The following is a 12399-nucleotide window of genomic DNA, read 5'->3' on the forward strand; positions in this document are numbered from 1 at the left end:
GTTATTTTACTTTTGATGACAACCAACTATTGCGGAAGTCTTGCTGTTGTTTGGTTATTTCTTTACCGGCTGCTTCATAGGTCACTACCTCGTAGCTTGGGTTTTCTTCCAGGGTAACTTTGGTGTCGTGTTCACCTGTCCGGTCTTTATATGTTACTGTAATAACGTCTCCAGGCCTTTTATCAGCAACCGCTTTTTGTAAGCCGGCCGCATCTACTGCATTTCCGTCTACCTTCAGGATCACATCACCTGCATCGATACCTGCTTTGTAAAGCGGGCTACCTTTGGCAGTCGGAGAAGAAATTGGCACGCCTCCATCACCGGTGTTGGACTGACCTGAACGTCCCCTTAATTGCGCACCTGCAGAACCTAACCAGGCTTTACCCGGCTGCGCTTTGCGCAACAGGAAACCAGCATTTGCGAGCAATTTTTCATAATCATTCTTTTCTACACTATAGATGTAGCGCTTAAAGAAATCTGCTGCAAAAGACGCATTGGTTACTTGTGCCAACACAGCCTGAAGATCCGCAACGGTGTACGCTCTTTCTGTTTTACCATGTGTGAGCCAAAGCTGGCGCATAAAATCATCAAGCGTTTTGCCAAACTCAGCGCGCAAGCGAAGGTCCAGAGCCAGCGCGGTTGCGCCGCCATATACATAATAGCTGGTGAATATGTTAGTTGTGTTCAGTTGATCTACGGCAACACCGGCATCTGCATAAACCGCGTAACGGCTGGCCTGTATAGGGCTATAATATTTAGCGCCCGGCGTATTTAACACTGAATTTATCAAGCCTGCAGCAGTACGTGCATACTCCTCAGGCGTGTGGAAGCCTGCACGGGTAAGCACTAACTCCCCATAATATTGAGTAAAACCTTCCGCGCACCAAAGCTCGTTGCTCATGTTTGCGTGCTCGAAGTTAAAGGGCTCTAAAGTTTTTGGGCGAATGCGTTCTACATTCCAGCTGTGGAAGTACTCATGAGAGAAAGTACCCAGCAGGCGTACTTCATTGCCGCCAACTTTACCTATCGGCTGTACGATAACAGTTGAATTACGGTGCTCCATACCATCGCCGGCGGTGCTTGGGTGTACATCGTGCAGGAAAACGTAGCTGCCATAATCGTACATGGGCAGTTCGCCAAATACAGCTTTCTCCTCTAGCACAACTTTTTGCACCATGGTAGCAAAGTTGTCTATAACACTTTGATCATCGTCCGAGTGGGTGCTGAGCTTGATGGTCTCATCCTTACCATTGGCATTTTTAACTGTCCACTTGGCCTCTTTGTAGGCGGATAGCTCAGTAGGACTATCCATCATATATTGCAGATCGCGCGCATAGTAAACGCCGCCGCCGATAGGGTTGAGCTGGGTGGCAACTTTCCAACCGTATTTATCAAGATCGTTAAACTTAAAGGTAACAGGCCGCTTATCCATGCCATATGCCCACATAAACGATGCTGGCATGTTTAAATGCGCGTGGCTGGGCTCTATACTGGCGTATGTCCCATCTGTCCAGTTGCCAAAAAGCGTGTAGGTGATCTTAACGGTTGCACCGTGGCTGGGTATCTGGTACACATCACCTTCTAGTTGAGTAATTGCTAATGGCTTGTTGCCTTCGCCAAAAGCTTTTACGTTGTAAACGTTCTTGCCAAATTCGTGTGTAGCGTACCTGCCCGGCGATGAACGGCTCATACGTACCTTAAGCGGACCCGCAGGTACCTGCGGTATGCTCATGGCTATTTCAGCTTCATGATGAGCCGCGTTTGGAAATGAAACCGTGTAGCTGATAGTGTTAGGCGCTGTTTGTGCCAACGCGGCAAGCGACAATAAGGAAGCCGCTCCTAAAGACAATATTTTCTTCATTAATGGATAATCTTTCGGCTGTTAAATTACCATTAAATCCCTAATGCTTATCTATCAATTTTATTACGGATATCAAACTATACTAATCATAACTGTGACGGCTTAGATCATACTCAGACTGTGCAGTTATAATCCGCTTTCGCCTGTCTATATCGGCATCCAGGTTATGATCGTAAGTACTGTCGGTAACTGCCATGTATCGTTCTTTGTCTTTATCAGCATAATGAACGTCAGCTTCCGCCACCTTTGCTACAGCGGTGTCGTAAGGCCCTTTTGGAGACATCAGCTTAACAAATACCGGCAAGCACTCGAACAATATGAATAAATAACCTATAAAGGAAATTGCGAGGTAAGTGTCCAGGTCGCGGGTGCCGTTTACATTATAGGATAGCTGACCCAACGCCCAGTTTCGGTCGGCAAAACCAGCTATATCAGCCAGGCTATCCAATTGCTGGTTACTGAACAAACGGGTGCTGTTCAATCCTTCGTAATCTTTCCTGCGGGCAAGGTAATCATCCATTTGCCCCAGATTTTCTGTAACGGTTTTAAGGCGGTCCTGCTTTTCTTTTAAAACCTGTTCTTTTTGCTTGGCATAGGTACCATAACCTGTTATACCAGACGTTTGGTTGGTTTTATCTCCAAATACCTCCTGATTAAGCTCATACCGCGAACGATTAATGTCTCGCTCTAGCGAATCTTTCTCCTTTTTCAGGTCGGTGTTCTTTACCAGTTCCTGGGCGTATTTCTGCTGATAAGTTTTTTGCAGCGTATCTATCTTGCTATGCTGGCCTTTTAGATAAGCAGTCTTCAGCTTGTCGCGGATTTCCTTATCGAAAATCTTCAACTCCAATGGCCGCGATATTACCACGCCTATCATAATGGCAAGCAATATACGCGGCGATGCCTGCAGTATTTGCTGGCCTATTGTGCCTTCTTTATTTATACTAGACACAATGTACCTGTCCATATTAAAAATAGCAGTGCCCCACAGCAATCCGAACAGAATAGCAAAGCCAACAGCAAAAGCGCTGCCGCTGAATACGAAGTACATAGCATAGCCGCCGGAAAGTGCGGCAAACAGAGCGGTGAAAAATATAGTAGCGCCTATACCCACATATTTGTTATGTTCTATAGGGTATTTCTTTAAAGTATCTATATGTGCACCGGAACAGAACCAAAAAAACCGGGTTATTTTCTTCATTGCCTTTAGCTGCAATATTTTAACAGCTTACTATGAAACGCCGGCAGGTACTTATTGTTACAAAACACGCACAAATATTTGATGCAGAAAAGCATACCTTTGAGTTATAATTACACTAACATGAAAGAGATTACGGTACAGGAATTAAAAGAGAAGATAGATAACAACGAAGATTTCCAACTGATAGATGTACGCGAGGATTTTGAATATGAAACCTCAAACATAGGCGGCAAACTTATACCTCTGGGTGGAATACTTATTGAGGCAGACCAGGTGTCTAAAGACAAACCGGTAGTTATTATGTGCCGCAGCGGTAAACGCAGCTCGGTAGCGCTTCATCAGCTGGAAAGCCAGGGTTTTACTAACCTTTACAATCTTAAAGGTGGCATACTTGCATGGCAAGCCGAAATTGACCCAACAATCAGCGTGTATTAATATGGGTAAGAAGCTGGCTTTAAATGTGCTTTACAACATAGGTATAATGATATGCCTTTTTACAGCTTACTGGGGGTTTGAGCACGCACGTTATGAGTTTCTAATAGGCGCTTTATTTATTGGCGGCGTTTTTATCATGCTGAAGATGAAGCTTATTAAAGAAGTAAAACAAAATATACGGAATTAACCTGTTCCAACAGACACTAACAAAGCCGGATAAGTTCTCTTATCCGGCTTTGTTAGTTATAAAATAAATCTGCTACATTTAGTAACATTTTCAAAGTGGGTATATCTCATTCTCTATAATATCTAATCACTCCTCAAATTAAATTTACATATCATGTTTTTTATCATTCTCGGTATCATTATCCTGTTTGCGGGTATAATGGTAAAACGCTCTACCGAACTTATTGGACGGTTTGGCGGCATAGTAAGTGCTGTGGGTATAGCCATTGCGGTGTTGGGCTTTATAACATCCTCTTTTAAGGTGATAGATGCCGGTACGGTTGGCGTTCAGGTTTTATTTGGTAAAGTGCAGCCGGCATCGTTGGAAAGCGGTTTGCACGTTATAAACCCACTGGTAGATGTAAAGACGTTTAACGTCCAAACGCAAAACTACACCATGAGTGCCGTGCACTCGGAGGGTGAAGTACAAGGCGACGACGCCATACGCGTACTATCATCAGACGGGCTGGAGGTTACTATTGACTTATCTGTACTTTACAAGGTAGATCCGCTTAAAGCACCTTACATACTCCAAAACATAGGTGCAGACTACGTGGACAAGATTGTTCGCCCGGTAGCACGCACCGCCATACGTGATAATGCGGTTAACTATGCGGCTGTGGATTTGTACTCAATTAAACGGCAGGAGTTTCAGGATAAGATCAACCGTACTATCTTGGAAAGCTTTGCCAAACGCGGCTTAGTGCTTCAGCAGATACTAGTTAGGAACATCTCGCTGCCTGCATCGGTAAGGGCCAGCATCGAGTCGAAGATCCAGGCTGAACAGGATGCTCAGAAGATGACCTTTGTGCTGCAGAAAGAACGCCAGGAGGCAGACCGTAAACGTGTAGAAGCACAGGGTATAGCTGACTATCAGAAGATTCTATCAACCGGATTATCTGACAAGCAGCTGCAATATGAATTGATAAAGGCACAAAAGGATATCGCTTTATCGCCTAACGCAAAAGTGATAATTCTTGGCAATAGCAAGAATACCCCAATAATGCTGACTGATAATTAGCGTCAAAGCAGATAGTGCATCGGCAAAATAGCCGGTGCATTATTTAAAGTAAGCAGCGTATTCTGCAGGAATACCTTTTATCGATTTTATCTGGATGTCTTTGTAATATATCTCGGCAGCCTCGCTCTGTAGCTGCAGCTTGCCTTTAATAAGCGGCTTTAATACATCGCCATCTTTATACCTAGAGCCGGAAAGCGCGTTAACCACTTTGCCGTTAACTATCTGCAAGCTTTTATCGCCGTAAGTAATCAGGTCTATCTGGTTCCATTCGCCCACTTTATCCATATCGGTACCAGCCTGGCAAAAACCACCATGACCTGTTGCCCCACCAAAAGGGGTAAGCGGCCCTTTAGTATCAAATTTGTAGCTTGAATCTTTTACCGCATGAATGTCGGCCTGTGAAGATGCCTGCGACCAGTAATCACCAGGGCTATGCTCTATGATCTGGAACTCTTGACTTAGCATCCAGCTGCGCCAGTACTCTACCCCGGCTGGCCCCTGCGAGTGATAAAGCAACCCGCTATCTTTTAACTCATATATACGCGGTACCCACTTCTTTTTGCCCCATTTATATTTTAAGCGCAAGTGGTAATTTTCAAACTCCTGCTTGGTAAAAACACAACCATAAATCTCACCAGTAACATGCAGCACGGGTTCTCCGCTCACCATATTTACCGAGAATACGTTAGCCTGGTTCTTGTTGTAACCAATTGGCTCTATCAACTTGCCATTCTCATCTGTTGGCGCCTGTCCTTTATAGCCTAGTTTATGGTAGAAGCTTTGGTATATCTCCCATTTGGACAGCGTTTTATCCAGCAGAGGGGTCCATTCAGGTGCCGGCTGAAAAGACGAACCTGTAACAAGGCACAATACACAGCAAAGGCAGGCAAGAAGTTTGTTCATGTTTAAGTATGGTTTACATCTCAAACTTAACAAAAAATTGAAAAGAACAGCCGTTAGTACTTGAAAATAACGCCCGCAAAAAGCCGATAACCACTTCTGTTAACGCAATTTAGCTGCGTTTGTTCAGCTGTGCCGGAGGAAAGGTAAAGTTCATCAATACCCGTTCCCGTTTCCCAGTGATAAACACCAGCACCCAGGTTAATGGCAAATCTTTTAACCAACTGATAAGCGAAAGATGTGTTGCCCTCTAAGCCATAGCCTTTAGCGGTATGCCTGAAACTCACCGGATGCCGAAAGGTTGAGATAAGGTTCCAATCTGCTTTGGCGTTGTAATCAGCCTGATTATACGTGAAATCAGCCATTAAATTAAGCTTTGATGTTAACTTTGCCACAGCTGCAAGTTTAACAAAAGGCCCTTTCCAGTTCGTTTGATAAGAGCTATTGAGATCAGCAAACTGGCCGGAGCGGTCCAGCAAGTGCAACGATTGCTTACTTGTTCCGTAACCAACATAAGGCACTAAACTAAGGCTGTTGTTATCTATCAGGATAAAACCCAATCCACCGGCAACACTCCTGCTAAACCCCTGGTCGGCATCAAACGTTTCGTTATACACCCTGTTTGTGCGGTTATCGCTGCTGTAATCGTTATCTGTAACACTACCAGCACTTATGGCACTATTTGAATAGCTCCCCATCAGCATAAAGCGCCCGGTAATGTTCCATTGAGCTCCGGCTGAAAGAGCAATGCCACCAAGCTTTTTCCACTTTAATTCTGAATAAATGTTTGGATTTTGACCCTGGCTGTTTCCTGCTATCGACCAGTCAAGCTTCTGTTGCTCATAACCCACGGCTACGTCACATTGGACCTTCGGAACCGTTTGCGCACGCACGTAAACAAAGCTGAACAATAAGCACGCGAAGGCAAGCGGTATTCTCATCAGTAAGAAATAAAACAGCCTGCCCATTGGTAAGGCAGGCTGTAATTTACAGATATTTTTATTGATTGATCCCGAAGGCTTCCCAACCTGATGCTGTTGCGCGCGAACACGTCATTGCCGCTGTTCCGTTTTCACTGCTAATGAATTTACCGTTACTTCCTCTAAAAGTAACCTTTCCATCACTGGTTGGTACCCAATCAAACTTTTCCCAATCGCCAATACTAGTACGGTTGCAGGTAATAGCCTGAGTACCATTTTCTGAGGAGACATATTTACCCTGGCTTTGCAAGGCAATTTTACCACCACCTGCATCTACAATGGTAAATTGCTCCCATGCCTGCGGAGTCGGGCGGTTGCACCACATAGCTTGTGTACCATTTTCGCCGCTGACATATTGGTTGTTAAAACCTTTAAGCGTTACCGTTTGCCCTATAGGTGCTGTGCTGCCTGTACCGCTGGTAATGTTATACACCCTAACGTAATCTACATACATATTAGCAGGAAGTGCGCCGTTGTTAATGTTGTTGCCTGGCAGATCTCCGCCTACAGCAAGATTCAGGATTATGTAGAATGGCAGGTGGAACTCTTCTGTATTGTTAATATTATTTTGGATGTTGCCGGTGTTGAACAAGGTTCCGTCTACATACCACCTTATGCTGTTTGCATCCCACTCCACGGCATATACGTGGTAATCAGTAGCGGTAGCGGTAATGCTGTTGCCGTAGTACACATGCCCATTGTTGTTCCAGTGCATGGTACCCAGTATAGTATTGCTGGTATTGGTTTGCTCCATTATGTCTATTTCGCCACACTGCGGCCAGCCCACCTGACCTATGTTTTGGCCGAGCATCCAGAATGCAGGCCAGCTCCCCTGGAAGGCTGGCAGCTTTATCCTGGCCTCAATACGACCATATTTAATACTGAATTTTCCGGATGTATTAAGCTTTGCAGATGTGTATGGTTGGCCGCCCATACTCTGGTTTTTGGCAGTAATCACCAGGTTTCCACCTGTTACTGCAGCATTGGCTGCCTGGTAATACTCCTTCTCGTTGTTTACATTTGGGTTGCCGTTGTCAACGTTCCACTTGCTGCCATCAATGGTGGTGCCGTTGAATTCATCGCTCCAAACCAGTGTTAAAGCACGGGGCGAAGTTGTAGTTGCACTGCCGGAAGGCGCTGTAAGCTCATCAACCCCAGACCGGCTTACATCTTTTTTACAAGATACAGCCATTACGCCAAGCGCCAGCAAGATGCCGGTACTTTTAAGAAAGTGAGATAATTGCTTTTTCATAAAATTGGTATTAGTATTTGGTTAAGTGCTGTAGAACCCGCCAGCTTATTATAACCTAAGAGGCTGACGGTGTAAGAATTTACTGATTCACACCAAAAGCTTCCCAGCCGGATGCTGTGGCCCGAGAGCAGGTCATGGCCTGTGTCCCGTTTTCGCTGCTGATGAACTTTGCATTGTTACCGCGGAACGTGACCTTGCCATCGGCAGTGGGTACCCAGTCGAACTTCTCCCAGTCGCCAATAGTAGTACGACTACAGGTTATAGCCTGTGCACCATTTTCTGAGGAGACATATTTACCCTGGCTTTGCAGCGCTATTTTGCCGCCGCCGGCATCGACCACGGTAAATTGCTCCCATCCCCCTGCTGTAGCCCGGTTGCAATTCATTGGCTGCGTGCCATTTTCGCTGCTTACATATTGGTTGTTAAACCCTTTAAGTGTGATGGTAGAACCAATTGGGGCCCCTGTTCCGGTGCCCCCGCCTGTTGATTGCGTACCGCTCCATTTGAAGGTGACTACTGCACCTGCAGCCAGGCTGTAAGTGAAAGACTCGGCACCCCATTTTAATTTAAAACTTACTGTGCTGCTGCCGGTATTAAGCGCTACAACCACTTTTGAGCCGTCGCTATTCTTAAAAGCTACATTCGAGATACTCCCTGCAATATTAGAGCTAATGCGCACAGCTCCAGGCCTTACAAATTTTGATGCATGAGCTATGATGTAGTAGGCAACGTTACGGGTAATAGATGTACCACTTACGGTGATAGCGCCTAAACAAGTGCTGCAGCCACCGTTGGTGTGTGGGTTGTTATTAGGGTCAGCGGCCAGATTCCACTCCAGCACATTGCGGCTCCAGTTACGTGTAGCGCCTATTATGAGCGTGTTAACGTGCCAGTTAAGGTCACCGGCAAAGTTGCTTGGCGCACCAACCCATTGCTCGGTGAAGTAGACGTTCTTGTTGGGATATGCATTGTGTACATCCGTAAGCGCGCTGATATTGCCTGCATACAAGTGAAACGCCGACCCATCTACATACTGACCAGCCTGCCCAACCACTGTTGTCGCATAGCTTGGTACATCTGCATTATGATCGTAAGCAATGATCTTTGTATTTAGGCCGGCGGCACGCAATTGCGGACCGAGGTTGTTGTTAATAAACGTCACCTGTTCGTTCGCCTGCATAACCATACTCGGGTTATTGTAAGGATTAAGTGGCTCGTTCTGAGGCGTTATAGCATCAATGGTTATGCCCTGCGCTTTCATTGCTTGTATGTACTTTACGAAATACCGTGCATAAGCATCATAGTAAGCGGTGTTAAGACTGCCGCCTGTATAGCCGTTATTACCTGTGGTATTCACCTTCATCCAGGTAGGTGCTGTCCACGGTGTGGCGATGATCTTAATACTAGGATTAATTGCTACGATCTTCTTCAGAATAGGCAGAAAATCAGCGTTTTCCGGAGCCAGGCTGAAGTTATTCATGTTGACGTCACCTGCTGTTTGGTTGTAGGTGAAATCGGAAGAACTAAGGTCGGATGCGCCGATGGAAATACGCAGGTAACTCACCCCTATTTGTCCATTACCGGTGCCAAAAAGCTCATTTAATACAGCTGTTTGATTAGCCCCTAAGCCATTTAACAGGCTGGCGCTCCCTCCGGTAAGGGTGTAACCAAAGCCGTCTATACCCTGGTAAGTAACATTCTCATCTACGGTTACTGTGTTAGCGTTCGTGCCCGCATCTGCGGCAAAGTTAAGGGTGCTTTGTGCCAGTAAGCTGGACTGGTCACCCTTTGTAAGCCAAGCACTTACCGTTTCATTTGCAGCCCGGGCGGTAGTTCCTGACGCATTTGTGTTCCCCGGAGTTTGAGACCCGACATCCTTTTTACAGGCATTTACAAACAGTCCTGCGGTAACTACTGCAGCCGCAAGAAGTTTAAATTTGTAGTTAATTTTCATAAGTTATTGGTTGGTTTATATGCTTTTTATGATGCATTTACCCGCACTCACTAAACTATTGCTTAACAGCAAAGCAAGATCCCGCTTATAACGTTGGCGCAGATCTTTCGTGTTTTTTATAATGAGGAGGCTGATGCAGGTATAACTGGTTGAAACAAATTTAAAGTAATTTTTACGTTACAAACAAGAGAAAACAACTACAAATGATTGATAAATAAGCATTTATGTACACTTTGATACGCTTACATCCGGCTGTTGATAAACAAAAAAGCAGGTTTAAATAAATTAAACCTGCTTTAGAAAAAATTTAAAAATAGTTACGATACGCTTATTTCACGGGTTAATTTTTAAGCAAATATTTGATATCAGGAAAGCGGCGAGTGTTTGGGCACAACACGAAGCTCCTCAATCGTTGACACGACGCTTGCGGTGTTTAAAATCATGAGCAAAAACCTTCAATTTCCACACTTTTTTGAACACCAAAAACCAGCAAAGAAAATTTAAATATTTGTTTTGCTCTATTTCGCAAAAAACAGACTAGTAGAGGAAAAAAGATGTTTTACTGTTCGGCAGATGTGTCTATCACCAACTTGCTCCAGCCTTTGGCTCCGGCAGTCTTCAGTTCTTTTTTCATACTCTCCATAGCCTTCTTAATACGGGTGCTGTACGACCAGCACGTACTCTGGCGAATGGATAGGATCTCTGACAATTTATGTGATGATATCTTACCTTTAGTGGAGTACATCAGAAAGATCATGTAAAACGCTTTATTGATCGGGATACGGGTATTCTGCAGGATCGTATACGCGATAACAGATTCTTCGTATCCGCATTTGGAACAACGGCGGCTGTAAGGCAGGTGGCCATTACTATATTGTACGCTGCTGCACTTGCGGCAGGCATAACCTTTGTCCCACTTAAGCTCAGCCAAAAACTTAAAGCAAGTCTCGCGGTCCGGGTATATTTTGCTGAACTCTTCAAAGTCCACCTCGGCAAGCATCACCCTGTCGTGTGTTACTTTGTCTATGTCCTGGTGCAGCAACTGGTTATCTTTTTCCAGCAGAACGTTCATTCTCGATATTTCCTCGGCTTGCTGCTGCAGTAGCTGGTTTACTTCGGTAAGCTCCTGGTTCTGCAGCTCTATCAGGTTGGATTTCTCTACCAGTTCGCTCGTGCGCTCTGCCACCTGCCCCTCAAGTTTTTTATTCAGGATGTCTTTCAACTCTTCATTTTGCTGTAGTTGTTTTATCATCCGCTGCTGCGTCTCGTCCTTCTCGCGCTTTAGTATGCGCAGCCTGTCACCAATGGCAAAGGTGATGAACAGCATCTCCATTATGAAGCAGAAGCTTAGGCTATAAAAGTTAAAAGCAGTTACCGGCAAGGCCCACATATTTAGCGCAATAAGCGTTTTTATTATAAAGCCTATAAAAAGGAAGCTATACCCGATTACAAAGAACCGCGCCGGCCGGTACCCCATATACAGTACATAACAACCGGATACAAACGCTACCGACAACGGTATAAACTCTACAATCTTATAAGTAAACAGGTGACGGTCTACAAACAGGCAAAGCACGAAAAATACTGTGCGGGCTACAATTATGGCTTGCAGCACTTTATTAAAACGTGGAGCATTCTCTTTAAGATTGAGCAAGCTCTGGGCAAAGAGCATGGCGAATGTACTGGCCAGGAACAATGCTATCCCATAAGCATAATGGTTCCACTGAGGTGCCATTTGCCACAGGTACTGGTAAGCAATACCATCCGTACACATTTCGTACAAGCCGATGCTGAGGTTGTACACAATGTAGTAGAGATATTGCCGCTGGCGCATGGCAATAAACATCATGAAATTGTACAGACCGAATACAAGGATCATTCCGTAGAATATCCCGAAATAGAAGTACTCGTCCAGGGCGTAACTTACAAAGTAGTTTACTGCACGTAAAACAATAATGACGTTTGCAGATTGCTGTGATCTTATTCTTAAATAGTAGGTAACCTCGCCTTTCGGCTCGCCATCTAAATTAAAAATGAGGTTTTTATGCGTATATGGCCGTTGTAAAAAAGGACGATTACTTCCTAATAACGATGCTTGGTAAACACCATTTTTGCCAGGGTAGAAGACTGTAATGCTATCAATCGTCTGGTCGAAAAACTCAAGCAGCCAGCTGTTCTTTGCAGAGCCGGAGCGGTCAATTTTAATTCGGTACCAATACGTACTTGCAGGATCATGTATCTCCGGGGTGACTACCGCGCTGCGTACAAATTTATCCGCTAACCGCGCACTTGCCACATCTGTAATTTCCAGCTTGTTGCCTTTCTCCTGGTAACATGCTATATCCCCTTTGCGGAAAACGTGCTGCCTTATGCTATCGGTAACATGCAAAACAGGTTGTGCATAGCAAAAGGAAAACCCTGCTAACGATAACAACGTAAGAAATAGTTTTTGGTAAAATTTTACCATATTATAATGCTTAACTATATTAATAACCTCCTACGTTGCTTTGCACAAAGAGGGTGAAAATTTTAATCCCGCAGTGCCTTAACAAGTACTCAAAAACCGGCAT

At 44.8% G+C, this 12399-nt stretch carries 10 protein-coding genes; 3 read left to right on the forward strand and 7 right to left on the reverse strand.

Going from position 1 to position 12399, the window contains the following annotated elements; all coding sequences use genetic code 11:
• Position 1: 1 nt before the first annotated feature.
• Both AC59GT_RS12750 and AC59GT_RS12755 read right to left on the reverse strand, forming a co-directional pair.
• Complete coding sequence (locus AC59GT_RS12750; RefSeq protein ID WP_497237992.1) at positions 2 to 1861, reverse strand: M61 family metallopeptidase; 1860 nt, start codon at positions 1859 to 1861, stop codon at positions 2 to 4.
• 82 nt (positions 1862 to 1943) lie between these two features.
• Positions 1944 to 3062 (reverse strand): DUF4407 domain-containing protein, encoded by a 1119-nt coding sequence (locus AC59GT_RS12755; protein ID WP_497237993.1) that lies wholly within the window; start codon positions 3060 to 3062, stop codon positions 1944 to 1946.
• Positions 3063 to 3182: 120 nt separating this feature from the next.
• Between AC59GT_RS12755 and AC59GT_RS12760 the strand changes: the two genes are divergently transcribed.
• The 3 genes from AC59GT_RS12760 (at position 3183) to AC59GT_RS12770 (ending at position 4743) form a co-directional block, all read left to right on the forward strand.
• Positions 3183 to 3497 carry a rhodanese-like domain-containing protein gene (locus AC59GT_RS12760; RefSeq protein ID WP_497237994.1) on the forward strand — a complete coding sequence of 105 codons (315 nt, stop codon included), beginning with the start codon at positions 3183 to 3185 and terminating at the stop codon, positions 3495 to 3497.
• Between the two features lies 1 nt (position 3498).
• Positions 3499 to 3684 (forward strand): DUF6358 family protein, encoded by a 186-nt coding sequence (locus tag AC59GT_RS12765; protein ID WP_117383415.1) that lies wholly within the window; start codon positions 3499 to 3501, stop codon positions 3682 to 3684.
• Between the two features lie 153 nt (positions 3685 to 3837).
• Complete coding sequence (locus AC59GT_RS12770; RefSeq protein WP_497237995.1) at positions 3838 to 4743, forward strand: prohibitin family protein; 906 nt, start codon at positions 3838 to 3840, stop codon at positions 4741 to 4743.
• A 39-nt stretch (positions 4744 to 4782) separates the two neighbouring features.
• Here AC59GT_RS12770 and AC59GT_RS12775 read toward each other — a convergent pair whose 3' ends face one another.
• The 5 genes from AC59GT_RS12775 to AC59GT_RS12795 all read right to left on the reverse strand — a co-directional run bounded on the left by AC59GT_RS12775 (position 4783) and on the right by AC59GT_RS12795 (position 12296).
• The gene (locus AC59GT_RS12775) at positions 4783 to 5646 is read right to left on the reverse strand and encodes a 3-keto-disaccharide hydrolase (protein ID WP_497237996.1); all 864 of its coding nucleotides are present in this window, start codon (positions 5644 to 5646) and stop codon (positions 4783 to 4785) included.
• 53 nt (positions 5647 to 5699) lie between these two features.
• Positions 5700 to 6584: a hypothetical protein gene (locus AC59GT_RS12780; RefSeq protein WP_497237997.1), complete on the reverse strand. Its 885-nt coding sequence runs from the start codon at positions 6582 to 6584 to the stop codon at positions 5700 to 5702.
• A gap of 58 nt (positions 6585 to 6642) precedes the next feature.
• Positions 6643 to 7875: a family 16 glycosylhydrolase gene (locus AC59GT_RS12785; protein WP_497237998.1), complete on the reverse strand. Its 1233-nt coding sequence runs from the start codon at positions 7873 to 7875 to the stop codon at positions 6643 to 6645.
• A 79-nt stretch (positions 7876 to 7954) separates the two neighbouring features.
• Complete coding sequence (locus AC59GT_RS12790; RefSeq protein WP_497237999.1) at positions 7955 to 9829, reverse strand: glycoside hydrolase family 30 beta sandwich domain-containing protein; 1875 nt, start codon at positions 9827 to 9829, stop codon at positions 7955 to 7957.
• A 559-nt stretch (positions 9830 to 10388) separates the two neighbouring features.
• Entirely contained in the window at positions 10389 to 12296 is a 1908-nt protein-coding gene (locus tag AC59GT_RS12795) for a 7TM diverse intracellular signaling domain-containing protein (RefSeq protein WP_497238000.1), read from the reverse strand.
• Positions 12297 to 12399 lie beyond the last annotated feature (103 nt).

The organism is Mucilaginibacter sp. 320_HR, assembly GCF_059691875.1.